This window comes from Erythrobacter litoralis, assembly GCF_029760855.1.
Taxonomy (GTDB): Bacteria; Pseudomonadota; Alphaproteobacteria; order Sphingomonadales; family Sphingomonadaceae; genus Qipengyuania; species Qipengyuania litoralis_A.
In genome coordinates this window covers 1-25,255 of sequence record NZ_SOSI01000009.1, presented here as the reverse complement: position 1 = coordinate 25,255, position 25,255 = coordinate 1, and the positions used below count along the sequence as shown (strand labels likewise).

Below are 25,255 nucleotides of genomic sequence, written 5' to 3'. Positions count from 1 at the left end.
AACTCTCCTTTGACAAAGGGCGCTAGGCGCGCAGGCGGTTCGTCGCAAGGCGCGGAACCGGCTTCGCGCATCGGCGGTTTCATCCCGGCTATGAACAACCTCATTTACGTCGACGACGAATTGCCCGGCATCACTCGCAAAGGCGCGGGCAAGGGTTGGGCGTATTACGATCCGGAAGGCGCGCTGATTAAGGATCGGGCCGAGAAGAAGCGGCTAAATGCGATCGCGCTTCCGCCGGCATATACCGACGAGTGGTTCTGCCCCGCGCCGAACGGCCATATTCTCGCGACTGGCATCGATGCCAAGGGGCGCAAGCAATATCGCTATCACCCCGATTTCAGGGCCGCCCGCGAAAGCGAGAAGTTCGACAAGTGCCTCGCATTCGGAAATTTGCTGCCGCTGGTCCGCAAGCGGGTGGAAGAGGACCTCGACGGCGGGAAGGAAATGACGTGGGAGCGCGCCGTCGCGAGCGTGGTGCGTTTGCTCGATCTCGGCGCGATCCGTGTGGGGAACGAAGGGTACGCCGAGCGCAACAAGAGCTTCGGAGCGACGACTTTGCGCCGCCGCCACGCGGAAGTGACCGGAAAGACTTTGCGCCTGCGATACAAGGGCAAGTCCGGAAAGATGCAGGATGTGAAATTGTCGGACAAGAGCCTCGCCAAGGCGGTACGAAAAATGCAGGATTTGGCAGGCCAGAACGTGTTCAAGTACGTCGACGAGGATGGCACGGTCCATGCGGTCGATAGCGGCGATGTGAACGAGTATCTGGAAGAAGCGATGGGTGAGCGATTTACCGCAAAGAACTTCCGCACTTGGCATGCCACTGTTCTGGGCTTCGAGTGTCTGCGCGAAGGCGATGGCAAGATGCCGATGAAGGCTTTGCTGGAATGCGTCGCCGAGCATCTTGGGAACACGCCCGCCGTCACCCGCAAGAGTTACATCCACCCCGCCGTGCTCGATCTGGTCGATGGGCAGGAGGAATGGCGTGCCTCGCTCAAGCTACCGCGGGCGACGCGTTGGCAGACGCGCGAGGAACGTGCGGTGATCGAGATGCTGCAGGAATGCCCGAACTCGCTCGAATTGCTGCAGGCCGCCTGAGAACCTTTTCTTGCCGCAGCGATGGCGAACCATCATGGTGCGTTATCCAAGCAAGGGAAGCTGATTACCGATGGCCGACGAGCGGACCCATTCCTTTTACGACCGCCACGCGCACGGCTTCGTCCGTTTGGCGACGAGCACGCCGAAAGTGCGCACGGCGGATGTCGCGTACAATGCGCAAGGCATAATCGAGCAGGCGCGCATGGCGCACGCGCAGGATGTCGACCTGCTCCTCTATCCCGAACTGTGCCTCTCGTCCTACGCGCTCGACGACCTGCACTTGCAATCCGCTCTGCTCGATGCAGTGGAACTGCATCTGGCCGAGATACTAGAGGTATCGCGAGAGGTGCGGCCCGTCCTCGTGATCGGTGCCCCGCTGCGCCGGAACAGCCGGATCTACAATTGCGCCCTAGCAATCGCAAACGGCGAAATTCTCGGTGTCGTGCCCAAAAGTTACCTGCCGAACTATCGTGAGTTCTACGAAAAGCGGTGGTTCTCGCACGGGCGCGATTGCATCGGGCTGGAGATCGACGTTGCAGGAAAGACAGTGCCGTTCGGGACCGATCTTGTCTTCGATGCGAAAGATATGCCGGGCTTCACCTTCGGCATGGAAATCTGCGAAGACTTCTGGTCGCCACTGCAGCCCGGCACGCGCGCCGCGATGGCGGGCGCGACCATCGTTCTCAATCTCTCCGCCTCGAACATCACTATCGGAAAGTCCGACGAACGGCACATGCTGACCAAGGCTAGCTCGAGCCGCAATGTCTGCGCCTATGCCTACTCGGCCTCGGGCTATGGCGAAAGCACGACCGACCTTTCGTGGGACGGACAGGGCATGATCTACGAGCTTGGCGATATGATGATCGAAAGCGTCCGCTTCGACCACGAGCCGGAACTTTGCGTGTGCGATATCGACACGCAGCGGATCGCAAACGAGCGGATGAGGATGCAGACGTGGGACGATGCCTGCGACGCGGCCGGCCATCCCGAAAACACCTATCGCCGGATGAGCTTCAATCTTCACGCGCCGAGCGCCGATAGCGGCCTTCGACGCCCGATCCGCCGTTTCCCTTTCGTGCCGAACCGGACCGACCACCTCGACGCCGACTGCTATGAAGCGTTCAACATTCAGGTCGATGCCCTGATCCGCCGGGTTGAAGCGACACAAGCGAAGTGCCTGACCATCGGCATCTCCGGCGGCCTCGACAGCACCCATGCACTGATCGTTGGCGCAAAGGCGATGGACCGGCTGGGACGCCCGCGTACCGATATACGCGGCTACACCATGCCGGGCTTCGCAACCTCGGAAGGCACGAAATCGAACGCTTGGAAGCTGATGAAAGCGACCGGCATCACGGCGGAGGAAATCGACATCAAGCCCGCCGCCGAGCTGATGCTGAAGGATATGGGGCACGCCTTCTCCGACGGCCATCCGGTTTACGATACGACGTTCGAGAACGTGCAGGCGGGGCTGCGTACCGATTACCTGTTCCGTCTCGCCGGACAGCATGGCGGCTTCGTCCTCGGGACGGGCGACCTCAGCGAACTGGCGCTCGGATGGTGCACCTACGGCGTCGGCGACCAAATGAGCCATTATGCCGTTAACGCCGGCGTTCCGAAAACGCTGATTCAGTACCTGATCCGCTGGAGCGCGAAGAATGGTCAGTTCGACGAGAGCACGAATGACATTCTGCTCGATATCGTCGGCACCGAGATCAGCCCAGAACTGGTGCCGGCAGGCGAGGATGGCGAGATCCAGTCCACCCAGTCGATCATTGGGCCTTACGAACTGAACGACTTCTTCCTGCACCACATCGTGCGGTACGGACAAAGCCCGTCGCACGTCGCATTCCTCGCATGGCACGCGTGGAAGGATATCGAAAATGGGAAATGGCCGATCGATTTCCCCGAGGAAGCGAAGAACGAATACGACCTGCAGACGATCGCCAAATGGCTCGAGAAGTTCCTCAAGCGCTTCTTCGCATTTAGCCAGTTCAAGCGCAGCGCCTTGCCGAACGGGCCGAAGGTAAGCGCAGGCGGGGCACTCTCGCCGCGTGGGGACTGGCGCGCGCCCAGCGATGCCGTGGCGGACGTTTGGCTGGCGGAATTGCGAAACGCCCTTCCGCCGGGCACCGTGCCGGACTAGAGTGCGGGTTTCCTGCAAAGGGCGCTCTATCGCCCACCCTCCGGATCGCCCATGACCGCACGCATCAATGCCATCGCCACCGCCGTACCCGCCATCGATTTCGAGCGGGATTATCGCGCGTGGGCGGTGCGCCAATTGGCCGAACCGCGGCAGGCGAAACTGTATCAGCGGATGGCCGAACGCTCCGGCATCGAACATCGCTGGTCGGTGTTGAGCGAAGAAGACGCGAAACTGGATGCAGGCGACGGTTTTTATTCCGCCGCCGCCCCCGGGACGGACCGGCGCATGGCAATCTATGCCGAGGAAGCGCCGCGCCTCGCCCTTGCTGCGATCGAGAAACTGCCGGACCTCGGACGCATCACGCATATCGTCGTGGCAAGCTGCACCGGTTTCGTCGCGCCGGGTATCGACCAGATCATTGCCCGCCGCCTCGGCCTCGCCGACGATGTCGAGCGGGTTCTGATCGGGTTCATGGGCTGCTATGCCGCGGTCACCGCGCTGCGCACTGCGCGTCATATTGTGCGCTCTGAGGAGGATGCGCGGGTGCTGGTAGTGACCGTGGAATTGTCGACGCTGCACCACCAGCAGAACGTCGACTTGGAACCGCTTCTCGCCGGGGCGCAGTTCGGCGACGGCGCGGCGGCCGCGATCGTCAGCGGTTCGGGCGAGGGACTGAATCTCGGGCAGGGCATCTCGGCCGCGCTCGAGGAAAGCGACGAACTCATTACCTGGCAGATTGGCGACACCGGTTTCCGTATGCACCTGTCGGGTGAAGTGCCGGGCCGCATCGGATCGGCCTTGACACGGGACGAGGTGCGCGAGCGCGTGCTTGGTGACGGGGCGAAGCCGCAAGCTTATGCCGTCCACGCCGGCGGGCGATCTATTCTCGATGCCGTCGAGCGGGGGCTGGACCTTGCACCCGATGCGCTCGATCATTCGCGCGCCGTATTGCGCGATTTCGGCAACATGTCGTCTTCCACCCTCATGTTTGCGCTCGAGCGGACCATGCGGGAAAAGCCCGAAAGCGGTGTCGCGCTGGCATTCGGTCCGGGCCTTGCGATGGAGGGCTTCCGCTTCGGCTGGAGCGCGTGAGACGATGCTCGACGAACGACTGATCGCCGAGGAACTGATGGACGATCCGGCGCTGGATCCGGAAACGTATCATGCCGTTTTGCACGATCTGGCAAAGGTCAACACGGTCACCCTGGCGCGTTTGCCCACGCTCGGCTTCCTCGAACGCGCGGTCGGCGACCGGGAAGCATTCTCACTGCTCGATGTCGGTTTTGGCGATGGCGACATGCTGCGCTCCATCGCGCGCTGGGCAGACAAGCATGGGAAAGTCGTACGGTTGGTGGGCATCGATCTCAATCCGCGCAGCAAGGACGCCGCCGCCGCCCGAACGCCTGCCGATACGCCCATCGAATATCGCACTGGCGATTATGCCGATCTGGCAGGCGAAGGGTTCGATTGCGTCGTCTCCAGCCTCGTCGCGCATCACATGACCCGCGCACAGCTGGTCGTCTTTCTGCGCTTCATGGATGCCGAAGCGAAGGCTGGCTGGTTCGTCAACGACCTCCACCGGCACGGCTTCGCTTACTATGGCTACCCGCTGTTAAGCCGGATCGCAGGCTGGCATCCCATCGTGCGGCATGACGGGCGGATGAGCATCGCGCGTTCTTACCGACCCGAGGAATGGCCGCCGTTGCTTGCCGAGGCGGGGGTGCGAAGCGCAAAGGTCGAGCGGGTCTTCCCCTTCCGCCTGTGCGTTGAGAAACTGCAGTGACGCGGCCCATTGTGCTGGGCGCTGGCCCGGCGGGAAGCGTCGCTGCCTCGCTGCTGGCAAGAGCGGGCAAGCTGCCCATCCTCCTCGATCGCGATGCACAGGTCGGCGATGCGATCTGCGGCGGGTTCCTCAGCTGGAAGACCGCGGCAGCGCTGCGCGCACTCGGATGCGATCCAGCCGCCCTCGGCGCGCATCGAGCAAACCGGCTGCGGCTTTTCGCAAGCGACAAGATGAGCGAAGCGGTCCTGCCCGAACAGGGCTTCGGTCTATCGCGCCGCGCGCTCGATACCGCATTGCGGGATGCTGCCGTCGCTGCCGGGGCGGAGTTGGTCATCGAGCGTGCCCGCGAAGTCGGACCGGGCCGCATAGTCACCGATGCCTGTGAATGGCGGACCGAAGCGCTGTTCCTCGCCACCGGCAAGCACGATGTGCGCGGCGAGGCACGTCCTCGCTCATCGCATGATCCCGCGCTGGGCCTGCGCATTCGCATGCCGCCTTCGCCCGAACGCACGAAGCTGATCGGAGATGCAATCGAATTGCATCTCTTCGAAGGCGGCTATGCTGGCATCGTCCTGCAGGAAGACGGCAGCGCGAATGTCTGCCTCGCCTTGCGAAAGTCGGCGATGGCGGACGCGGGGGGCAAGCCACACGACCTGCTGCGCGCCTATGCCGAGCGTGCGCCCGCGTTCGCAGAACGATTGGGCGACCTTGAAGGCGACGAGGCGGTCGATACGATCGGCTCCGTCCCTTATGGCTGGATCGCCCGCGCGACCGAGGCGGGCGTCTACCGGTTGGGGGACCAGGCGGCGGTCATCCCTTCGCTGGCGGGAGAGGGCATGTCGATCGCGCTTGCCAGTGCCAAGGATGCCGTCGCTGCATACTGCTCGGGAACATCCGCACAGGACTATCAAGCTGCCTTCGCCCGTCGCGCCGCCCGTCCCGTTCGAACGGCGGAAGCGCTGTGGCGGGTGTCGGAAACCAGGCGCGGAGGACCAGCAATAGCCGCGCTGGCAGGGCGCCTGCCCGCGCTTGCCCGGCTCGCCATGCGATTGAGCCGTATCTAGATCGCTTGAACCCAGCCGTGCCGGTCCTCGACCGAACCGTTCTGGATGCCGAGCAGTTTTTCGCGGATCTTCGTCGTCATCTGGCCGGTTCCGCCCGAGCCAATGGTGAACTCGCCGTCGGGCCCGAGCACCGTGCCGACAGGCGTGACCACTGCCGCCGTGCCGCAGGCCATCGTCTCCAGCAGCTTGCCGGTCGTCGCATCGGCGCGCCATTGGTCGATGCTATAAGGCTCTTCGCGCACGGTCAGGCCCTCGTCGCGTAACAGGGTAACCAAGCTGTCGCGCGTGATGCCGGGCAGGATCGTGCCGGTCAGCGGTGGGGTGACCACGCTGCCGTCATCCATCACGAAAAACAGGTTCATGCCGCCCAGTTCCTCGATCCATTTCTTATCGACCGCGTCGAGGAAGACCACCTGATCGCAACCGTTCTCGATTCCCTCCGCCTGGGGAACGAGGCTGGCGGCGTAGTTGCCGCCGGTCTTCGCTGCCCCGGTGCCGCCGGGCGCGGCTCGGGTGTAATTGCGGCTGACCCAGATCTTCACGGGCTTCGCCCCACCTTTGAAATAGGCGCCGACAGGCGAGGCGATGACGACGAATGTGTATTGTCGCGCAGGGCGCACGCCCAGAAACGCCTCGGTCGCGAACATGAAGGGCCGAAGATAGAGCGCGCCTCCATCGACCGTTGGCACCCATTCGCGATCCTTCGTAACGAGCTGCCGGATCGCATCGAGAAAAACATCTTCCGGCAGTTCCGGCATCGCCATGCGGCGCGCGCTCGCATTGAAGCGGCGCGCATTCTGTTCGGGCCGGAACAGGGCGAGGGCGCCGTCGTCTTGCTTGTAGGCCTTCATGCCTTCGAAGATTTCCTGAGCGTAATGCAGCACCGATGCGGCGGGATCGAGCGCGATCGGCTCACGTGGGCCGAGGGTCGCCTTGTGCCAGCCGCCCTCATCCGCATCGTAATCGACCACGACCATGTGGTCGGTGAAGAGCTTGCCGAAACCGGGATCGGCGATGGCCTGCTGGCGGGTTTCGCCGGGAACCGGGGCGGGGTGGGGGAGGTGTTCGAAATCCATCCCTCGCGCCTAATCGGCAGCATTGCGGAGGGCAAGTACGGACCCCGAAAATGAGAAGGGCAGCGACACCATGGCGGTGTGCTGCCCTTCGCATGGTCAGCGGCCGGAAGAGCCGCTCACGTAGCCTTACTTGGCAAGTCGATTACCGAGTATGCTCCGTAGGGATCTTCACCGACCTCGCTACTGAACCATGAGACATCGGATCACCTCCTTTCGCGCTAGTGAGCTAAGAGCCCGCGTTTCATCGGGGCCCAAGACCCGCGTTCGCCGCCGATCTTGCGAGCATATTTGAGTCAGAAGCCGCGCGAAAACAAGGCTTGAAAAAAAGTTTTCCAACGTCAGACTTACCCGCCTTCCCCTGTTCGCAAATAGCGCGCGAACCGTCAGCGGCAATCCTCGATCACGCGTGTCACTTCGGCCCATGCCGGGAGGTAAAGTGTGGGCAAGCCCGGCGTCTCTACAGCAAAACCGCCTTTTGTAAGCGCCATCGCATCGAACACAGGGTCGTTTGCGTTTAAGAATACCGCGGCACCAGAAGTGGGTCCAAAACTGAAGGGGCGGGCCGTGAAGGCTCTCTCGGCCGTTTCTGTTTTGATACGAAACTGGGTAGTTTCGGGAAAATTGCCGGGACGACCGATGGCGATGCGCTTTGTGCGCGAAGCCGGGTCTTCCACTAGACATTGCATGACAAATCGCATGCTGGATTCGTCTGAATAGAAAGCTTGGGTGCCGAAGCCGAAATCGTTGTAACTCCAGTCGCCCGGCGTGCGCGGTGCATCCATCCAGTTGGCATAAACCGGATCGGGGCCGGCAGCGGGCAGAGATATCTGCGGCACCGGTTCCTGCGCGGCGGGCGTGCGTTCCGGCGCCGGTGAGGGTTCCGGCGATGGCGGAATGCAAGCGGCAAGCGCGAAGGTCAGGCCGAGCGCGCCGGCAAAGTGAGCGTAGATGGCTTTCATGCCCCTCCAATGCGCGCTACGCCGCACCGGTTTCAAGCGATTTCAAAAGACAAGGTGCCGCGTGGCGACAAAACGCCGTCTCGATCAGATGCTGGTAGACCGCGGCCTCGTGGAAAGTCGCACGCGGGCGCAGGCGCTGGTGATGGCAGGGCTGGTGTTTTCGGGCGAACAAAAGCTGGCGAAACCGGGTCAGAGCCTTCCCGACGATGCGCCGCTGGAAGTGCGTGGACGCGACCACCCCTGGGTCAGCCGGGGCGGCATCAAGCTGGCTCATGCCATCGAACATTTCAGACTTGATCCGGCGGGCGTGGTGGCGATGGATATCGGCAGTTCCACCGGCGGTTTTACCGACGTCCTGCTGCAAGGAGGGGCAGGCCATGTCTTCGCGGTCGACAGTGGGACCAATCAGCTCGCTTGGAAGCTGCGACAGGACGAGCGGGTCACCGTACTCGAACAGACCAGCGCCCGCATTCTCACTTCGCAGATGATCGATCGGCCCTGCGATTGGGTAGTCTGCGATGCAAGCTTCATCGGCCTTGCCAAGGTGCTCGAGCGCCCGCTCGAACTGGCGGTGCGGCATTGCCGCCTCGTCGCGCTTATCAAGCCGCAATTCGAGGTTGGGCGCGAGGAAGTGGGGAAGAAGGGCGTCGTCTCCGATCCCCTGCTCCACGCCCGCGTTTGCAACGAGGTCCGCGAATGGGTGGAGGGGCAAGGCTTCATGGTTCAGGGCATCGTGGAAAGCCCGATCACCGGTCCGGAAGGCAATGTGGAGTTCCTGATTTCGGCCCACCGCGATTGACGCTGCGGCGTCGCTCTGTCTAACCGCGATGCAAACCTATTCACGGGAGCCGGAATGTCCGCCAATATCGCCGAAATGGAACGCCGCCGCGAAGCCGCCAAGCTGGGCGGCGGACAGAAGCGGATCGACGCGCAGCATGCCAAGGGCAAGCTGACTGCGCGCGAACGGCTCGATGTGCTGCTCGACGAAGGCAGCTTCGAGGAGCTCGACACCTATGTCGAGCATGATTGCACCGATTTCGGCATGGAAGACCAGAAGATCACCGGCGACGGGGTGGTCACCGGAAGCGGCACAATCAACGGGCGGCTGGTCTTCGTCTTCAGCCAGGACTTCACCGTCTTCGGCGGCAGCCTCTCCAAACGCCATGCGGAGAAGATCTGCAAGGTGATGGATATGGCGATGAAGGTCGGCGCGCCCCTGATCGGCCTCAACGATTCAGGTGGTGCGCGCATCCAGGAAGGCGTCGCTTCGCTTGGCGGCTATGCCGAGGTCTTCCAGCGCAACGTGCTCGCCAGCGGCGTTATCCCGCAGATCAGCCTCATCATGGGGCCGTGCGCGGGCGGGGCGGTCTATTCCCCGGCAATGACCGACTTCATCTTCATGGTGAAGGATTCCAGCTATATGTTCGTCACCGGGCCGGACGTGGTGAAAACGGTGACCAATGAGGTCGTCACTCAGGAGGAACTGGGCGGCGCCGTCACCCATACCACCAAAACCAGCGTGGCCGACGTCGCGTTCGAGAACGATATCGAAACTCTGCTGCAAACGCGAAATTTCTTCGATTACCTGCCGCTTTCGAACCGCGAGGAAGTGCCCGAACGGCCGACCGACGATCCGTGGGATCGCGAGGAGCCGAGCCTCGATACGCTGATCCCCGACAATGCCAACCAGCCTTACGACATGCACGAGGTCATACGGAAGACGCTGGACGAAGGCGATTTCTTCGAGGTCCAGCCGGCGCATGCGGGCAATATCATTACCGGGTTCGGACGGGTCGACGGGCGCACCGTGGGCGTGGTGGCGAACCAGCCGATGGTGCTGGCGGGCGTGCTCGACATCAATTCCTCGAAGAAGGCCGCGCGTTTCGTGCGCTTCTGCGATGCCTTCGAGATTCCGATCGTCACCTTCGTCGACGTTCCCGGCTTCCTCCCCGGCACTGCGCAGGAGCATAACGGCATCATCAAGCACGGCGCGAAGCTGCTGTTCGCCTATGCCGAGGCGACCGTGCCCAAGATCACCGTCATCACCCGCAAGGCCTATGGCGGAGCGTACGACGTCATGGCGTCCAAGCACCTGCGCGGCGATCTGAATTACGCTTGGCCCACCGCCGAAATCGCCGTGATGGGCGCGAAAGGTGCGGTAGAGATCATTTTCCGCCAGGATCGCGACGACCCGGACAAGATCGCCGAGAAAACGAAGGAATACGAAGACCGTTTTGCCAACCCGTTCGTAGCTGCGTCACGCGGGTATATCGACGAGGTGATCTACCCGCACTCTACGCGGCGGCGGATTGCGCTGGGGCTACGCAAGCTGCGCGGCAAACAGCTCGAGAACCCTTGGAAGAAGCATGACAATATTCCGTTGTGAGTGACCCGCTGGCTCTTCTTTCAGTTTTTCTGATCGCCGCGGCGATTTGCTGGTGGGCTTTGATAGCGGCCTATAGAACTGACGAAATTTATTACCGAGGCGACACGTGCAATCGGAAAAAGAACCCATTCTTTTTCTGGGCGACAGTCGTACTTTGCGTGATGTTTGGGGTGATCGCACCGATATCCTACATCGCGAAGCAAGGGCCGGCGATCATTCAGTCCGTGCAGGAGAATCTCAAATGAAACTCGGCCGTCTCAACCACATCGGCGTCGCGACGCCCTCGATCTCGGACTCCATCACCTATTACCGCGAGGTCATGGGGGCGAGCGACATTACCGAGCCATTCGATCTGCCCGAACAGGGGGTGAAGGTCTGCTTCGTCAACACACCCACGGACAGTGGGATGAACGGAACGCAGATCGAGCTGATCGAGCCCTTTGACGAGAGCAGCCCGATCAACGGCTTCCTCGCCAAAAACCCCGCCGGCGGGCAGCACCATGTCTGCCACGAGGTCGAGGACATCGAACAGGCCCGCGCGCATTTCGAGGGGCTGGGCAAACGCATTCTCGGCCCCACCCGCATAGGCGCCCACGGCACGCCGATCTTCTTCCTCCACCCCAAGGACATGATGGGTCAGCTGACCGAGATCATGGAAACGCCGAAGGACGGTGCGCACTAATGCTATTCTACGACAGCCCGAACCCCGCGCCCAATCCGCGCCGCGTCCGTATCTTCGCGGCGGAGAAGGGCATCGACCTTCCCTCTAAGGAAGTCTCGATCCCGCAGCGCGAGCAGAAGGCGCCCGGCTACCTCGCCAAGAACCCGCGCGGGCAGACGCCGATCCTCGAACTGGATGACGGCACGGTAATTGCCGAAAGCGTCGCGATCATGCGCTACCTCGAGGCGCTGCATCCCGAACCGGCGTTGTTCGGCAAGGCGCCGCTCGAAATTGCGCAGGTCGAGATGTGGAACCGCCGGGTCGAAATGATCCTGATGATCCCGCTATCGCAGGTCTGGGTCCACACTCATGCATTCACCGCCGCGCTTCCCGGTCGTAACCAGGAGTGGGGTGAAGCCAACCGCCCGCGGGTCGAGGCGGCGTTCCGATTCTTCGACGAATCCTTTGCAGACCGAGACTTTCTGGCCGGACCCGATTACAGTGTGGCCGACATCCTGTTGCAAACCACAGCCGACTTCGCGGAATTCGTCGGCTGCGGTATGCCCGCCGATTGCGAGAGCCTTCGCGCATGGCACGGCAGCGTTTCCGCCCGTCCGAGCGCACAAGCCTGAGTTCTTTTATGACCCAAAAGACCCCCACCTACGACGACTGGAAAGCCCGCGCCGACAAGGAGGTGAAGGGCCGTGATCTTACCTGGCATACGCCGGAAGGGATCGACGTCAAACCGCTATACACCCGCGAAGATACCGAAGGCCTCGACCCCGGCGTCCCCGGCATCGCGCCCTTTACGCGCGGGCCCTATGCTTCGATGTATACCGGCCGCCCGTGGACGATCCGGCAATATGCGGGCTTTTCCACTGCCGAGGAATCGAATGCCTTCTACCGCCGCAACCTCGCGGCGGGCCAGAAGGGGCTGAGCGTCGCCTTCGACCTCGCCACTCACCGCGGTTACGACAGCGATCATCCGCGCGTCGTTGGCGATGTCGGCAAGGCGGGTGTCGCGATCGACACCGTGCGCGACATGGAAATCCTGTTCGACCAGATCCCCCTCAACGAAATGTCCGTCTCGATGACGATGAACGGCGCGGTCATTCCGGTGATGGCGTTCTACATCGTTGCGGGCGAACGGCAGGGGATCGAACAGAAGAATCTTTCTGGGACCATCCAGAACGATATCCTCAAGGAGTTCATGGTCCGCAACACCTATATCTACCCGCCCGAACCGAGCATGCGGATCGTGAGCGACATCATCGCCTATACCAGCGAGCACATGCCGCGCTTCAACTCGATCTCGATCAGCGGCTATCACATGCACGAGGCCGGGGCGACGGCGGTGCAGGAACTCGCCTTCACCATCGCCGACGGCAAGGAATACGCCAAGCGCGCGATGGAAGCGGGTCTCGACATCGACGCTTTTGCGCCACGGCTGTCCTTCTTCTGGGGCATCGGCATGAACTTCTTCATGGAGATCGCCAAGATGCGCGCCGCGCGCAAGCTGTGGCACGACGTGATGACCGATCTCGGCGCGCAAAACGAAAAGTCGAAAATGCTGCGCACGCATTGCCAGACGAGCGGCGTTTCGCTGCAGGAGCAGGACCCGTACAACAACGTCATCCGCACCACGATCGAGGCGCTGGCGGCGGTGCTGGGCGGAACGCAGTCGCTTCACACCAACGCGCTGGACGAGGCGATCGCGCTGCCGACCGACTTCTCCGCCCGCATCGCGCGCAACACGCAGCTCGTGCTTCAGGAAGAGGCGGGGCTGACCAATGTCGCCGATCCCCTGGGCGGCAGCTACTACGTCGAAAGCCTTACCGCCGCACTGGTTGAAGAGGCGAAGGCGATGCTCGCCGAGGTCGAGGCGGCAGGCGGCATGACCGAATATGTCGCCAGCGGCAAACCTAAGGCCCAGATTGAAAAGGCGGCTGCCGCCAAGCAGGCCAGCGTCGACCGGGGCGAAACCGTGATTGTGGGTGTGAACAAGTATCGCCGCGACAAGGAAGACGAGATCGACACGCTCGATGTCGACAACCACGCCGTGCGCCGCAGCCAGATCGCGCGGCTTCAGGAAGTGCGGGCGGGGCGGGACGAATTCGCCTGCCGCGCCGCGCTCGATGCCCTGTCGCGCGGGGCGGCGCAGCGCGAGGGCAATCTCCTTGCTCTGGCGGTCGAAGCGGCACGCCACGATGCGACGCTGGGCGAAATCAGCCAGGCGATGGAAGATGCTTATGGCCGCTACGACACCCTGCCGACGCCGGTTCGGGGCGTATTCGCCGAAGCCTATGGCGACGACGATCGCTATGCGCAGGTGGTCGAAGGCGTGAAGGCGGTCGAGCGGCGGCTGGGCCACAAGCCGAAGCTGATGGTCGCCAAGATGGGGCAGGACGGGCACGACCGCGGCGCCAACGTCATCGCCAGCGCCTTCGCCGATATGGGTTTCGAGGTCTTGTCCGGTCCGCTGTTCCAGACGCCCGAAGAGACTCGCGACATGGCACTGGCCGAAGGGGTGGATGCCATCGGCGCGAGCAGCTTGGCGGCGGGCCATAAAACCCTCATCCCCGAACTGATCGGCCTGCTAAAGGATTCGGGCCGCAGCGACATCAAGGTGATCGCCGGCGGCGTGATCCCGCAGAAGGACTATGACTTCCTGCGCGATGCCGGCGTGCAGGGCATCTACGGCCCGGGCAGCAATGTGGTCGAATGCGCAGCGGACGTGCTGCGCCTGCTCGGCCACAATATGCCGCCTGCGGGCGAGGATTTGGACGAGGCGGCGGAGTGAAGCTTGTCCGTCTTGGTTTACTGCTGTTGCTGGCAGTCCTTGGTAGCATTTGCTGGCTGATAATCTTCAACCTCCCGATGCTGATGTTTTCCCAACTCGGCTTCTGTGACAATGCCGCAGAACTCAGTAAGCCAAATCCAGATTGTCCAGCACCATGGTGGTACTGGGCTGGAAACATAGTCGTACCGCTCATTCTTCTGCTCGCTACGGCCAAAAGAATCCGAGAAATTTCGCAGGAAGACGAGAATTGACCCAAATCCGCACCGACTGGACTCGAGAGCAAATCTCGGAGCTCTTCGACCTTCCCTTCACCGAGTTGCTCTTCCGCGCGGCCAGTGTTCACCGCGATAACCACCCGCCCGAACAGGTGCAGCTCTGCACGCTGCTCAGCATCAAGACCGGCGGGTGTCCGGAGGATTGCGGCTATTGCTCGCAGTCGGTGAAAGCCGACAGCGGGGTCGAGGCGACCAAGCTGATGGAGGTGCAATCGGTCCTCCAGCGCGCGGCGCAGGCCAAGGATGCGGGCAGCCAGCGGTTCTGCATGGGCGCAGCGTGGCGCAACCCCAAGGACCGCGACATGCCCGCGATTATCGAGATCGTGAAGGGCGTGCGCGCCATGGGGCTGGAGACCTGCATGACGCTCGGCATGCTGACCCCGAAACAGGCGGATATGCTGAAGGACGCGGGCCTGGATTACTACAACCACAATATCGACACCGGGCCGGAATATTACGAGCGTGTGATCTCGACCCGCAATTACCAGGACCGGCTCGACACGCTGCAGAACGTGCGCGATGCGGGCATCAACGTGTGCAGCGGCGGCATCGTCGGCATGGGTGAGACGCGTGAGGACCGAGTGGGCTTCGTCCACACGCTAGCCACCCTCGAACGCCACCCCGAAAGCGTGCCGGTCAACGCGCTGGTGCCGGTCAAGGGCACGGTGCTGGGCGACATGCTAGCCGATACGCCGCTCGCCAAAATCGACGATATCGAATTCGTCCGCACCGTTGCGGTCGCACGCATTACCATGCCGATGAGCATGGTGCGCCTGTCCGCCGGCCGCGAAAGCATGAGCGAGGCGACACAGGCGATGTGCTTCCTCGCGGGCGCGAACTCGATCTTCACCGGCGACAAGCTGCTGACCGCGCCTAATGCCGGCGATGACAGCGACGGCGCGCTGCTGGCCAAGCTCGGCATGACCGCGCTCCAGGGCGAAGAACCGATGCGGGCGTGCAAGGTAGCGGAGCCGGCGGAATGAGCGATAACGGCCCAGCCCTTCGCCCTGAGCTTGTCGAAAGGCCGCTTTTCCTTATGACCGCCCAAGTAAATGATGTGCAGGGCTTCGACGAACTCAGCCCGAACGGATTGAGAGTATAACACGGTATGTTCAAGAAAATCCTCATCGCCAATCGCGGCGAAATCGCGTGCCGGGTCATCAAGACGGCGCGCCGCATGGGCATCGCCACCGTGGCGGTCTATTCCGATGCCGATGCTCGCGCGCCGTTCGTGAAGATGGCGGACGAGGCGGTGCATATCGGTCCGGCGCAGGCGTCCGAGAGCTACCTCGTCGCGGACAAGATCATCGATGCTTGCAAGCAGACGGGCGCCGAAGCGGTGCATCCGGGTTACGGTTTCCTGTCCGAACGCGCGAGCTTCGTCGAGGCGCTGGACGAAGCCGGGATCGCCTTCATCGGCCCGCCCGCCAAGGCCATCGCTGCGATGGGCGACAAGATCGAATCGAAGAAGATCGCCAGGGACGCTGGCGTGAACACGGTGCCGGGGTCCGAGGACGCAATCGACACGACCGAAGAGGCGCTGAAGGTCTCGAACGAGATCGGTTATCCGGTGATGATGAAAGCCAGCGCGGGCGGCGGCGGCAAGGGTATGCGCCTCGCCTGGAACGACACGGACGTGGAGGAAGGGTTCGAAGCGACCAAGCGCGAGGGCCTCAATTCCTTCGGCGACGACCGGGTGTTCATTGAGAAGTTCATCGAGGATCCGCGCCACATCGAGATCCAGATCCTTGGCGATAAGCACGGCAACATCGTCTATTTGAACGAGCGCGAATGCTCGATCCAGCGGCGTCATCAGAAGGTGGTCGAGGAAGCGCCGTCGCCCTTCGTGACCCCGCAGATGCGCAAGGCGATGGGCGAGCAGTGCGTCGCCTTGTCGCAGGCGGTCGGCTACCATAGCGCGGGGACGGTCGAACTGATCGTTTCCGGCGCGGACAAGACGGGGGAGAGTTTTTACTTCCTCGAAATGAACACCCGCCTGCAGGTCGAACATCCGGTGACCGAGGCCATCACCGGGATCGACATCGTCGAGCACATGATCCGCGTGGCCTATGGCGAGAAACTGCCGTTCGCGCAGGACGATATCAGGATCGACGGCTGGGCGATCGAAAACCGAGTCTATGCCGAAGACCCTTATCGCGGCTTCCTGCCCAGCACCGGGCGATTGGTGCGCTATCGTCCGCCGGAAGAGCCGTGGGTGGACGACGGCGAAGCCAATGGGCGGCGCGGCGTTGACGGCGTACGGATCGACGATGGCGTGTTCGAAGGCGGCGAAGTGTCGATGTTCTACGACCCGATGATCGCCAAGCTCGTGACCTGGGGGCCGACCCGCGATGCCGCGGCCGATCTGCAGATAGAGGCGCTTGATGCGTTCGAGATCGAGGGGTTGGGGCACAATGTCGATTTCCTCAGCGCCATCATGCAGCACCCCCGCTTTCGCAGCGGCGACCTCACCACCGGCTTTATCGCTGAAGAGTACCCGGAAGGATTTGAAGGCGCCGCTACGGGCGACGACGTGCTGGAAATGCTCGCGGCGGTCGGCGGCGTGATCGCTACCGCCGATGCCGATCGGGCGCGGCGGATCGATCAGAAGCTGCACAACGAATTCTATGCGCCGGGCGACTGGACCATCCGCATCGGAACACGCGAGGGGGACTCGCACAGTTATCAGGTCGAACTGACCGAGGATGCCATCCTCGTAAATGGCGAAACGATCTCGCTCGAGCTGGAATACACGCCCGGCGACCGTGCGCTGACGGTATGGCGCGGCGCGGACGAGGGCGAAGGCGAGACCTACACCCTCCAGCTCGAACCTACTCGCACCGGCTATGCGATCACTACGCGAGGCGCGAAGCATCATCTTCGCATTCTCCAGACCCGGATTGCGCATGTTGCCGATCACATGATCGAGAAGGAGCCGCCGGACCTTTCCAAGATGCTGCTGTGCCCCATGCCTGGCCTCCTGGTGAAGTTGCATGTCGGCGAAGGCGAGGCGGTTCAGCCGGGCCAGCCTCTGGCGACGGTCGAGGCAATGAAGATGGAGAACATCCTGCGCGCCGAAAAGGAAAGCACGATTGCCAAGATCAACGCGGGGGAGGGCGACAGCCTGGCGGTGGACGAGGTCATCCTCGAACTAGAATAGCGCGGAAACCGGAGCTGGCGATCGTCCGTTGATGGCGGGCTGAGGCGATCCGGAGATGCGCGATGAATTGGATGCAGGTGTTCTTTAACGGGGCACCCGGCCTCCTGCGCACGATGGTCGCTGCCGTCTTCGCCTACGCCAGCATGATTATGGTGCTGCGAGTCGCCGGCAAGCACGCCTTGTCGAAGCTGCATGTGTTCGATTACGTCGTAACGGTCGCCTTGGGCTCGACCTTGGCGAGCATCCTGCTGACCGAGAATGTGGCGCTGGCCGAGGGACTGGTAGCGGTCGTCATGCTGATCGGGATGCAGTGGTTCGTGGCCAAGCTGGCGGTATCGTCCGAACCGTGGCGAAAGTTCATTCGCTCCGACCCGAAAGTACTTCTGCGCCATGGCGAGATCGACGCCGAGGCCATGCTGTCGGAGCGCGTAACCGAAAGCGAAGTCGATATCGCGATCCGGATGCGCGGCTTCGGCGACCGTTCGATGATCGCCTATGTCGTGCTGGAAGCCGATGGCTCCCTGTCGGTCGTATCGGAGGAATTGCTCGGCAACGGCAGCGTCATGACGCCGCTGCTCGATACACGCGTCCCCGCCAATTAATGGGCCTGAAGCTGTTCGTCGAGGAACGCGGCAACGTCGTCCAGTATGACGTCCTTTGCAAGAAATGCTGCGCCGATGCTGCGCAGCAAAACGAAGGGCAGGGTGCCGCCCGCCATCTTCTTGTCGTGGCGCATATGGTCCACCAAAGTTCGGCCATCGCAGGAAAGGCCAAGCGCGGAGATATCGGACATCATGCCTGCGGCATCGACGCAGCGGGTCACGCGCTCGGCTTCGTCGATGCTAAGATGTCCGCGACGTTCGGAGTAGCGGGCCGCCAGCACCATGCCGAGCGCAACCGCCTCGCCATGCAGCAAGCGCTCAGAAAAACCTGTTTCCGCTTCGAGGGCGTGGCCGAAGGTATGGCCGAGGTTGAGGAGCGCGCGCTGTCCGCTCATCTCGCGCTCGTCTTCAGCGACGATGCGCGCCTTTGCCGCCACGCTGGTCGCCACCGCATATTCCAGCGCCTTCGGTTCGAGCAAGATAATCTGCCCGCCCTGCTGTTCCAGCCATTCGAAAAACGCACTGTCGCCGAGCACGCCGTATTTGAGCACTTCGGCATAGCCAGCGCGCAACTCGCGTTCCGGCAAGGTCGCAAGGGCGTCGAGATCGGCCAGCACCAGCGATGGTTGATGGAACGCGCCGACGAGGTTCTTGCCTGCCGACGTATTGATTGCCGTCTTACCGCCGACCGAGCTATCGACTTGCGCAAGAAAAGTGGTCGGCAATTGCACGAAGCCGCAGCCGCGTTTCAGAATCGCGCATGCAAAACCGGTAAGATCGCCCACTACCCCGCCGCCAAGAGCAAAGACATGGTCGCCTCTCTCTATGCCGTGCGCGAGTAGCCAGTCCGTCAACCGCGCGAGGCTTTCCCAGCTTTTCGAACCTTCGCCCGGTTCGACGTCGTACCATGCGATTTCATAGCCGCCGCTCGTCAACGACTGCGACAGCCGGTCGCCATGCAATCGCCGCGCATTGCGATCGGCGACCACCGGAACCTTCCGCCGGTTGCTGGGGCCGCCCGAATGGTAAGGCTCGATGAATTCGCGAGCCTGAACGATTGTATCGTCCAGCAAACCGTGCCCCACTCGGACTTCGTAGCTGCGCCCCGCCAGATCGACTGGAATTACAGCCATGCTTCGAGCCTTTCGATTATTCGGGCGACTGTCGCCTCGTGCGGGGTATCGTCGGTAAGAATGTGCAGCGGCGCTTCGGCATAGGCGGGCGCGCGCTTGGCTTTCAGATCGCTAAGAATTTGCTTCGGATCGCCATTGCGCAGCAGCGGGCGGCTGTCGCGGCGGGCCGTGCGTTTCACCAAGGTCTCGATCTCGCAATCCAGCCATACCGCTATGCCCTGTTCGAGGATCAGCGCGCGCGTCTGAGGATCGACGAAGGCGCCGCCGCCGGTCGCGATCACGCCGTGATCTTCGTCCATCAGGCGCTTGATGACGCGCCGTTCGCCGTCACGAAAATAGGGTTCGCCATGTTCTTCGAAGATTTCCGAGATCGTCCGGGCCGCCGCATGCTCGATCTCTTCGTCCACGTCGACGAAATCGCGGCGCAGGAGATTGGCAAGCCTGCGCCCGATGGTCGATTTGCCTACCCCCATCAGCCCTACCAGCACGACCGGTCGGTTGATCCGGGGTGCTATCGATCCGGCCTGGCGGGCAAGGTCTGGGGAAAACGTCTCCGACATTGCCGCCTCGCCTATAGATGGGCTAGAGCGCGGGCAAGCTATCGGATGGTTTGGACGGGACGTGAAAAACTTGCGACTGAAATCCTCGCGTGTAGTCTGGATCGCGGCCGTGGCGGTCATCGCCGTGCTGGTCGTGGCATGGATCGATGGCGGCGAAGAGCCGCTGCGCCGGATCAGCCAGCCCGTGACCCTGCCGGGTGTCGGAGCATGACGCGCGGTTGGCTGCTTGCCGGCGCCGGCCTCGTGCTGACGTCCAGCGTGGTTCTGGCCCAGCGGGCGCCCGAAAGCATTCTGCCGCCCGGCTTCGAGCAGCCTGCGCCCACACCGTCGCCGACGCCCGCACCATCGCCCGCCAGTGCGCCTGCGCCATCCCCTTCGCCATCTGGCGGCGAAGTGGTGCAGCCTTTGCCGAGCACACCTTCGTCCAGCGCGCCGACGCCGCCGCCTCGTTCGCAGGTAGAGGAAGACCTCGCTAGCCTGCCCTCGGCCCGCGAACTGGAACTGATGAATACCGATGAGCTCGACGAGCTTCTCGGACTTAAGCCGAAGGTCGATATTCCCCCCGCCGCCCAGCGAACGCTCGATCGGGTGGGCATTATCGGTACGGCGGAAGGCGGGCTACCCGGCGGCGGGCTGGCTCGACAGCCCGCAGCATTGGTTCAGGCGGCGATCGTTGGCATCGAAGGTCCGCTCGTTTCGCGATGGGGGCACATCCTGCTGCGCCGGACGCTGGCCAGCCGGCTCGCCGCACCGCAGGGTTTGGATCCTGCAGCCTTTGCAGCAATGCGCGCGAACTTACTCAACCGCTTGGGCGAGCACGATGCCGCCCGCGCGCTCGTGCAAAGCGTAGATAATGCCGATTACACGCCCGCTTTGGTCGATGCCGCGCTGGCGTCGTATATGGGAACGGCGGATATCGTCGGTGCTTGCCCGGTCGTGCGGCGCGATGGGATGGACCGGGACGATACGCAATGGAACGCGCTCCGCGCAATCTGCAACGCGTATGCCGGCGAGGAAACGCGGGCGCAGAACGATCTTCGCCGCTTGCTGTCCCGCACCAGCGAGGACCGGATCGACGTGTTTCTGGCGCAACGATTTGCCGGAGCCGCAGGCCGCGGAAGGCGTGCTGTCACGATCGAATGGGATGGCGTCGATGCGCTGACGCCGTGGCGGTTCGCCTTGGCGCATGCGGTGGGAGAGCCGATCCCGGATGGTTTGTCCGAGAACATGGGCGATTATTATCTGCAATCTTCGGCGACGCTTCCGATGCTTACGCCACTACAGCGCGTCAGGGGTGCGAACCTTGCGGCATCGCGCGGCATTCTGTCGTCCCAGGCATTCGTGGACCTGTATTCACAGCTTTACGCGCAGCAAACGGGCGAGGAGGATCGAAATGCGACCAGCCTCCGCCTGCGCGACGCCTACGTCGCAGCCGCCCCGTCCGAACGTGTGGCAGCCATCCGCGCGATCTGGGATGGCAGCGAGAGCTATGGAGAGCAGGTGCTGACGGCCTATGCAGCGGCGCGGGTCACACCGTCCGAAGCCTTTGCCGACGACGCCGGCACGCTGATAGGCTCGATGCTGACCGCCGGACTCGATCGCAATGCGCTGCGGTGGCAGAACGTCGTGGCGGAAGGCACGATCGGCTGGGCCCTGCTTTCCGTCGCCGTCCCGAACCCGGCCAATGCGGTATCCGATGGCGAGCTCGACAGCTTCGCTGATGCCGATATGTCGAGCGGACAGCGCAAGGCGAAAATGCTTGTCGCGGGCCTGGCTGGATTGGGCCGGATCGACGACGGCAATATTGCGGAATATTCCGACCGGCTGGGGCTGAACCTGACTTCGCAAACCCGCTTCACCAACGTCATCGACCGGGCTGCGGCGGTAAACAACAAGGCGCTGGTCGCGCTACTGGCGGGTCTCGGAATGCAGGGCGAAAGCTGGGACCGCATGACCGCGCGCCAGCTCTATCATATCGTCGCCGCGCTGAACCGGGTCGGCCTTAATGCCGAAGCACGCATGATCGCCGCCGAAGCGGTCTTTCGCGCCTGAGTTCCGATGAATTCCGTCGCCCGGTTTCTCGACATGCTCGCCGTCGAGCGCGGCGCTGCGCGCAACACGATCCTCGCCTACGGGCGCGATCTCGCTCAAGCCGAAGAACTGTTGCCGATTGCCCTTGAAGACGCTGACCGGGTGCAGATCGCGAAACTGAACGCGGTCTGGGGTAAGCTTGCTCCGTCGACACAAGCGCGGAAAATATCGTCGCTTCGCCAGTTCTTCGGCTTCCTGATCGACGAGGGTGAGCGAGGGGACGATCCGACGGCGGCATTGGCCCGCCCGGTGCCCCGCCGCCCTCTGCCCAAGATCCTCGATCACGAACAGGTCGCACGGCTGTTCGAACGTGCGGAAATGGAGGCCCGCACGGGCGAGGCTGCGGCTTTGCGGCTGCTGTGCATGCTGGAATTGCTCTATGGCTCGGGCCTGCGCGCAAGCGAGCTCGTATCGCTCCCCATCTCCGCCATGCCGCGTGATGCGCCTTTCATCACGCTAAAGGGGAAGGGCGGCGTTACGCGCATGGTGCCAATTAGTCGGCGAGCGAAGGGTGCGCTGCAAAATTGGCTGGACGCGCGGGAGGGCAAGTCCGCATGGCTGTTCCCCTCGCGCAAAAGCCATATTACCCGCATCCGGCTATATCAAATGCTCAAGGCACTGGCGGTGCGGGCGGATTTGCCGCCCGAAAAGCTCAGTCCGCACGTTCTTCGCCATGCCTTCGCCACCCATCTTCTGGAGGGCGGGGCGGATTTGCGCGTACTCCAGACCTTCCTTGGCCATGCCGATATTTCGACTACGCAAATCTACACGCATGTCGATGCGAAGCGGCTGGTTGCACTGGTCAATGAGCGGCATCCTCTTGCCGGGCAGGCATCGTCGGACTAGCGCGCTCGCATGATTTCCTATCTCGATTTCGAAAAACCGGTCGCGCAACTCGAAAAGCAGATCGCCGAATTGCGGCAAGCCAGCGAGGGCGACGATGTCGACATCTCGAACGAGCTACAACGGCTTGAGCTCAAAAGTGCGCAGTTACTTGCTTCCGCTTACCAGTCGCTGACGCCGTGGCAGAAAACGCAGGTGGCACGGCATCCTTCGCGCCCCCATTTTCGCGACTACGTCGAGCATGCGTTCGAAGATTTCATGCCGCTCGGCGGAGACCGCAATTACGGAGACGACGAAGCGATCCTGGGTGGCTTTGCGACATTGCAGGGCCGCAAGATTATGCTGATCGGGCACGAGAAGGGCAACGATACGGCGAGCAGGCTGCGCCACAATTTCGGGATGGGAAAACCGGAGGGATACCGCAAGGCCATCCGCCTGATGGAAATGGCGGGACGGTTCGGACTGCCGGTCGTCACGCTAGTCGATACGTCGGGCGCTTTTCCCGGTGTCGAGGCGGAAGAACGCGGACAGGCGGAAGCTATCGCCCGCTCGACCGAAGCCTGCCTCGCGCTGCCCGTCCCCATGGTGTCGGCCATCGTGGGTGAGGGCGGTTCGGGCGGCGCGGTTGCCTTGGCGAGCGCGGAGCGCGTGCTGATGCTGGAACATGCCGTCTACTCGGTGATCTCGCCGGAAGGCTGTGCCTCGATTCTCTGGCGCACGGCGGAAAAGGCGCCCGACGCGGCGGAAGCGATGAAGGTGACCGCGCAGGATTTGAAACAACTCGGCGTAATCGACCGTATCGTTCCCGAACCGACGGGCGGCGCGCATCGCGATCCTGCCGGCGCAGCGAAGGCGCTCGGCGATGCGCTGGCCGAAGAACTGGCGATGCTGGCAGGCAAGGGTTCCGGCGATCTTCGGCGGATGCGCGAGGAGCGCTTCCTCCAAATGGCGAGCTAGTCTCGCTTGGGACGTCGGGAACCAAGGAAGCGGGTTTCCGGTTAGCAAGGCGTAACGATAAGCGTGCGTGCGGTCGGTGGAAACCGCGCGAGCGCATCATGCCTGATGGGGAGCTTCCAAATGCCGCGTAAGACTTTCGCCGATTTCAAAACCCTTGCCGTATCGACGACTGCGGCGCTTGCCTTGTCCCTCGGCGGGTGCGCCAGCCTTGGCGGACCGATTCCCGATGCATCGGCCCCGATTACGCAAACGGAAGCGCAGCAGGGCGCCGAGGCGAATCCGCAAATTCTCGCGGAATTCGGCGGTGCGATGAGCGGTTCGCAGGCGCAGTATGTCCAGCAAGTGGGGCAGAATATTGCCGTACAATCGGGCCTCGGCGGCGCGCGCGACAGTTTTACCGTCGCCTTGCTCAACAGTTCGGTGAATAACGCCTTCGCGATCCCCGGTGGCTACGTGTACACGACGCGCCAGCTGGTTTCCCTCATGAACAATGAAGCGGAACTCGCGGCTGTACTCGGACATGAGGTCGGACACGTGGCGGCGCGGCATTCGCAACGGCGGCAGCAGGCGGCGCAGCGCAATTCGCTGCTTGGTGCGGCGGGTGCGATCCTCTCAGGCGTCTTACTGGGCAATTCCGGGCTCGGACAGCAGCTTGGCCAGGCTGCCTTGCAAGGTTCGCAGCTTTTGACCCTGTCGTACTCACGTAGTCAGGAACTCGAAGCTGATCGACTTGGTGTCGAATACCTCCAGCGCGCCGGCTACGATCCGCGTGCAATGGGTACCGTTCTTGCAAGCCTCGCGGCGCAGAACTCGCTCGATGCACGGTTGATGGGACGCGATGATGCGCGCTTGCCCGAATGGGCATCAACCCATCCGGATCCGGCAAGCCGCGTGCAGAATGCCCTGCAATTGGCGCAGGGTATGACGGGAACGATAAACCGCGATACCTTCCTGACCCGGATCGACGGCCTGCTCTATGGCGACGATCCGGCACAAGGTGTGATCGAAGGGCGGCAGTTCATCCATCCGAACCTTCGCTTGTCCTTCACGGCGCCGCAGGGCTTTTACATGGTGAATGGCACACGTGCCGTAACGGTTCAGGGGCAGGGCGGGCAGGCGCAGCTGACTGTCGGCCAGTATAATGGCGATCTGCGGACCTATGTTGGCAATGTGTTTGCTGGGTTAAGCCAGCAGCAGCGGATTACACCGCAAGCTGTTCAGACGACGACGGTGAATGGCATTCCGGCGGCCTATGGAAGTGCCACTGTCAATTCGAACAGTGGTGCCGTCGATGTGACGGTATTTGCGTATGAGTTCGCAAACAACCAAGCCTATCACTTCCTTGCTATTACGCCGCAGGGTCGCGCTGGTGTGTTCAATCAAATGTTCGGATCGATGCGGCGGCTGTCGCAGCAGGAAGCGGCCAATGTCATTCCGCGCGTGGTGGACGTGGTGACTGTGCAGCGTGGCGATACGATTCGCTCGCTCGCGGCGAAGATGGCCTATACCGATATGCAAGAAGAGCGCTTCCGCGTGCTGAACGCGCTCGGCTCGAGCGATCAGATTCAGGCAGGACAGAAGGTAAAAATTGTCGTGCGCGGACGTTGATCATATAAAAAGCGGCGGGGGAAAAACCCCCCCCCTTCTTTTGATATAGCGAC

23 protein-coding genes are annotated in these 25,255 nt (G+C 62.5%); 19 read left to right on the top strand and 4 right to left on the bottom strand.

Going from position 1 to position 25,255, the window contains the following annotated elements; genetic code table 11:
• Positions 1 to 90: 90 nt before the first annotated feature.
• The 5 genes from E3U23_RS13770 (at position 91) to E3U23_RS13750 (ending at position 6,091) form a co-directional block, all read left to right on the top strand.
• Positions 91 to 1,098, top strand: a complete 1,008-nt coding sequence (locus E3U23_RS13770; RefSeq protein ID WP_279351872.1) for a DNA topoisomerase IB — start codon at positions 91 to 93, stop codon at positions 1,096 to 1,098.
• Positions 1,099 to 1,168: 70 nt separating this feature from the next.
• Positions 1,169 to 3,244: an NAD(+) synthase gene (locus E3U23_RS13765; RefSeq protein WP_279351871.1), complete on the top strand. Its 2,076-nt coding sequence runs from the start codon at positions 1,169 to 1,171 to the stop codon at positions 3,242 to 3,244.
• Positions 3,245 to 3,295: 51 nt separating this feature from the next.
• Entirely contained in the window at positions 3,296 to 4,336 is a 1,041-nt protein-coding gene (locus tag E3U23_RS13760) for a type III polyketide synthase (RefSeq protein ID WP_279351870.1), read from the top strand.
• A gap of 4 nt (positions 4,337 to 4,340) precedes the next feature.
• A complete protein-coding gene (locus E3U23_RS13755; protein ID WP_279351869.1) occupies positions 4,341 to 5,027 on the top strand; it encodes a methyltransferase domain-containing protein in 687 nt (228 codons plus the stop codon).
• Positions 5,024 to 6,091 (top strand): NAD(P)/FAD-dependent oxidoreductase, encoded by a 1,068-nt coding sequence (locus E3U23_RS13750; protein ID WP_279351868.1) that lies wholly within the window; start codon positions 5,024 to 5,026, stop codon positions 6,089 to 6,091. Before E3U23_RS13755 ends, E3U23_RS13750 begins: the two co-directional genes overlap by 4 nt.
• Here E3U23_RS13750 and E3U23_RS13745 read toward each other — a convergent pair.
• On the bottom strand, positions 6,088 to 7,167 hold the full coding sequence (locus E3U23_RS13745) for a branched-chain amino acid aminotransferase (RefSeq protein ID WP_279351867.1): 1,080 nt from the start codon (positions 7,165 to 7,167) through the stop codon (positions 6,088 to 6,090). The genes E3U23_RS13750 and E3U23_RS13745 overlap by 4 nt on opposite strands.
• A 383-nt stretch (positions 7,168 to 7,550) precedes the next feature.
• Positions 7,551 to 8,126, bottom strand: coding sequence for a hypothetical protein (locus tag E3U23_RS13740; RefSeq protein WP_279351866.1), 576 nt, complete (start codon positions 8,124 to 8,126; stop codon positions 7,551 to 7,553).
• A 61-nt stretch (positions 8,127 to 8,187) separates the two neighbouring features.
• Here E3U23_RS13740 and E3U23_RS13735 point away from each other — a divergent pair, with 61 nt between their 5' ends.
• The 9 genes from E3U23_RS13735 (at position 8,188) to E3U23_RS13695 (ending at position 18,010) form a co-directional block, all read left to right on the top strand.
• A complete protein-coding gene (locus E3U23_RS13735) occupies positions 8,188 to 8,925 on the top strand; it encodes a TlyA family RNA methyltransferase (protein WP_347710024.1) in 738 nt (245 codons plus the stop codon).
• A gap of 54 nt (positions 8,926 to 8,979) precedes the next feature.
• Entirely contained in the window at positions 8,980 to 10,512 is a 1,533-nt protein-coding gene (locus E3U23_RS13730; RefSeq protein WP_279351865.1) for an acyl-CoA carboxylase subunit beta, read from the top strand.
• The gene (locus tag E3U23_RS13725) at positions 10,509 to 10,757 is read left to right on the top strand and encodes a hypothetical protein (RefSeq protein ID WP_279351864.1); all 249 of its coding nucleotides are present in this window, start codon (positions 10,509 to 10,511) and stop codon (positions 10,755 to 10,757) included. Before E3U23_RS13730 ends, E3U23_RS13725 begins: the two co-directional genes overlap by 4 nt.
• The gene (mce, locus tag E3U23_RS13720; RefSeq protein WP_279351863.1) at positions 10,754 to 11,194 is read left to right on the top strand and encodes a methylmalonyl-CoA epimerase; all 441 of its coding nucleotides are present in this window, start codon (positions 10,754 to 10,756) and stop codon (positions 11,192 to 11,194) included. The genes E3U23_RS13725 and mce overlap by 4 nt, the downstream gene beginning before the upstream one ends.
• On the top strand, positions 11,194 to 11,805 hold the full coding sequence (locus E3U23_RS13715) for a glutathione S-transferase family protein (RefSeq protein ID WP_279351862.1): 612 nt from the start codon (positions 11,194 to 11,196) through the stop codon (positions 11,803 to 11,805). Before mce ends, E3U23_RS13715 begins: the two co-directional genes overlap by 1 nt.
• An 8-nt stretch (positions 11,806 to 11,813) precedes the next feature.
• A complete protein-coding gene (scpA, locus tag E3U23_RS13710) occupies positions 11,814 to 13,973 on the top strand; it encodes a methylmalonyl-CoA mutase (protein WP_279351861.1) in 2,160 nt (719 codons plus the stop codon).
• A gap of 154 nt (positions 13,974 to 14,127) precedes the next feature.
• Entirely contained in the window at positions 14,128 to 15,231 is a 1,104-nt protein-coding gene (bioB, locus tag E3U23_RS13705) for a biotin synthase BioB (RefSeq protein WP_431732694.1), read from the top strand.
• Positions 15,232 to 15,356: 125 nt separating this feature from the next.
• Positions 15,357 to 17,408: an acetyl/propionyl/methylcrotonyl-CoA carboxylase subunit alpha gene (locus E3U23_RS13700; protein WP_279351859.1), complete on the top strand. Its 2,052-nt coding sequence runs from the start codon at positions 15,357 to 15,359 to the stop codon at positions 17,406 to 17,408.
• Between the two features lie 62 nt (positions 17,409 to 17,470).
• On the top strand, positions 17,471 to 18,010 hold the full coding sequence (locus tag E3U23_RS13695; protein ID WP_279351858.1) for a DUF421 domain-containing protein: 540 nt from the start codon (positions 17,471 to 17,473) through the stop codon (positions 18,008 to 18,010).
• Here E3U23_RS13695 and aroB read toward each other — a convergent pair.
• Positions 18,007 to 19,143: a 3-dehydroquinate synthase gene (gene aroB, locus E3U23_RS13690; protein ID WP_279351857.1), complete on the bottom strand. Its 1,137-nt coding sequence runs from the start codon at positions 19,141 to 19,143 to the stop codon at positions 18,007 to 18,009. The two genes, E3U23_RS13695 and aroB, sit on opposite strands and share 4 nt — an antisense overlap.
• Complete coding sequence (locus E3U23_RS13685) at positions 19,134 to 19,703, bottom strand: shikimate kinase (RefSeq protein ID WP_279351856.1); 570 nt, start codon at positions 19,701 to 19,703, stop codon at positions 19,134 to 19,136. The genes aroB and E3U23_RS13685 overlap by 10 nt, the downstream gene beginning before the upstream one ends.
• 61 nt (positions 19,704 to 19,764) lie before the next feature.
• Here E3U23_RS13685 and E3U23_RS13680 point away from each other — a divergent pair, with 61 nt between their 5' ends.
• From E3U23_RS13680 to E3U23_RS13660, 5 genes are all read left to right on the top strand, one after another.
• Positions 19,765 to 19,914, top strand: a complete 150-nt coding sequence (locus tag E3U23_RS13680; protein WP_279351854.1) for a hypothetical protein — start codon at positions 19,765 to 19,767, stop codon at positions 19,912 to 19,914.
• The gene (locus tag E3U23_RS13675; protein WP_279351853.1) at positions 19,911 to 21,755 is read left to right on the top strand and encodes a hypothetical protein; all 1,845 of its coding nucleotides are present in this window, start codon (positions 19,911 to 19,913) and stop codon (positions 21,753 to 21,755) included. Before E3U23_RS13680 ends, E3U23_RS13675 begins: the two co-directional genes overlap by 4 nt.
• Positions 21,756 to 21,761: 6 nt before the next feature.
• Positions 21,762 to 22,640, top strand: a complete 879-nt coding sequence (locus E3U23_RS13670; protein ID WP_279351852.1) for a tyrosine recombinase — start codon at positions 21,762 to 21,764, stop codon at positions 22,638 to 22,640.
• A 9-nt stretch (positions 22,641 to 22,649) separates the two neighbouring features.
• A complete protein-coding gene (locus E3U23_RS13665; protein WP_279351851.1) occupies positions 22,650 to 23,594 on the top strand; it encodes an acetyl-CoA carboxylase carboxyltransferase subunit alpha in 945 nt (314 codons plus the stop codon).
• 120 nt (positions 23,595 to 23,714) lie between these two features.
• The gene (locus E3U23_RS13660) at positions 23,715 to 25,202 is read left to right on the top strand and encodes a M48 family metalloprotease (protein ID WP_279351850.1); all 1,488 of its coding nucleotides are present in this window, start codon (positions 23,715 to 23,717) and stop codon (positions 25,200 to 25,202) included.
• The last annotated feature ends 53 nt before the right edge of the window (positions 25,203 to 25,255 follow it).

Excerpts from the sequence above, each read along its gene's own strand:
- E3U23_RS13770 (WP_279351872.1), top strand. The coding sequence starts at position 91 with ATGAACAACCTCATTTACGTCGACGACGAATTGCCCGGCATCACTCGC.
- E3U23_RS13765 (WP_279351871.1), top strand. The coding sequence starts at position 1,169 with ATGGCCGACGAGCGGACCCATTCCTTTTACGACCGCCACGCGCACGGC.
- E3U23_RS13760 (WP_279351870.1), top strand. The coding sequence starts at position 3,296 with ATGACCGCACGCATCAATGCCATCGCCACCGCCGTACCCGCCATCGAT.
- E3U23_RS13755 (WP_279351869.1), top strand. The coding sequence starts at position 4,341 with ATGCTCGACGAACGACTGATCGCCGAGGAACTGATGGACGATCCGGCG.
- E3U23_RS13745 (WP_279351867.1), bottom strand. The coding sequence starts at position 7,167 with ATGGATTTCGAACACCTCCCCCACCCCGCCCCGGTTCCCGGCGAAACC.
- E3U23_RS13740 (WP_279351866.1), bottom strand. The coding sequence starts at position 8,126 with ATGAAAGCCATCTACGCTCACTTTGCCGGCGCGCTCGGCCTGACCTTC.
- E3U23_RS13730 (WP_279351865.1), top strand. The coding sequence starts at position 8,980 with ATGTCCGCCAATATCGCCGAAATGGAACGCCGCCGCGAAGCCGCCAAG.
- mce (WP_279351863.1), top strand. The coding sequence starts at position 10,754 with ATGAAACTCGGCCGTCTCAACCACATCGGCGTCGCGACGCCCTCGATC.
- E3U23_RS13715 (WP_279351862.1), top strand. The coding sequence starts at position 11,194 with ATGCTATTCTACGACAGCCCGAACCCCGCGCCCAATCCGCGCCGCGTC.
- scpA (WP_279351861.1), top strand. The coding sequence starts at position 11,814 with ATGACCCAAAAGACCCCCACCTACGACGACTGGAAAGCCCGCGCCGAC.
- bioB (WP_431732694.1), top strand. The coding sequence starts at position 14,128 with ATGGTGGTACTGGGCTGGAAACATAGTCGTACCGCTCATTCTTCTGCT.
- E3U23_RS13700 (WP_279351859.1), top strand. The coding sequence starts at position 15,357 with ATGTTCAAGAAAATCCTCATCGCCAATCGCGGCGAAATCGCGTGCCGG.
- E3U23_RS13695 (WP_279351858.1), top strand. The coding sequence starts at position 17,471 with ATGAATTGGATGCAGGTGTTCTTTAACGGGGCACCCGGCCTCCTGCGC.
- aroB (WP_279351857.1), bottom strand. The coding sequence starts at position 19,143 with ATGGCTGTAATTCCAGTCGATCTGGCGGGGCGCAGCTACGAAGTCCGA.
- E3U23_RS13685 (WP_279351856.1), bottom strand. The coding sequence starts at position 19,703 with ATGTCGGAGACGTTTTCCCCAGACCTTGCCCGCCAGGCCGGATCGATA.
- E3U23_RS13675 (WP_279351853.1), top strand. The coding sequence starts at position 19,911 with ATGACGCGCGGTTGGCTGCTTGCCGGCGCCGGCCTCGTGCTGACGTCC.
- E3U23_RS13670 (WP_279351852.1), top strand. The coding sequence starts at position 21,762 with ATGAATTCCGTCGCCCGGTTTCTCGACATGCTCGCCGTCGAGCGCGGC.
- E3U23_RS13665 (WP_279351851.1), top strand. The coding sequence starts at position 22,650 with ATGATTTCCTATCTCGATTTCGAAAAACCGGTCGCGCAACTCGAAAAG.
- E3U23_RS13660 (WP_279351850.1), top strand. The coding sequence starts at position 23,715 with ATGCCGCGTAAGACTTTCGCCGATTTCAAAACCCTTGCCGTATCGACG.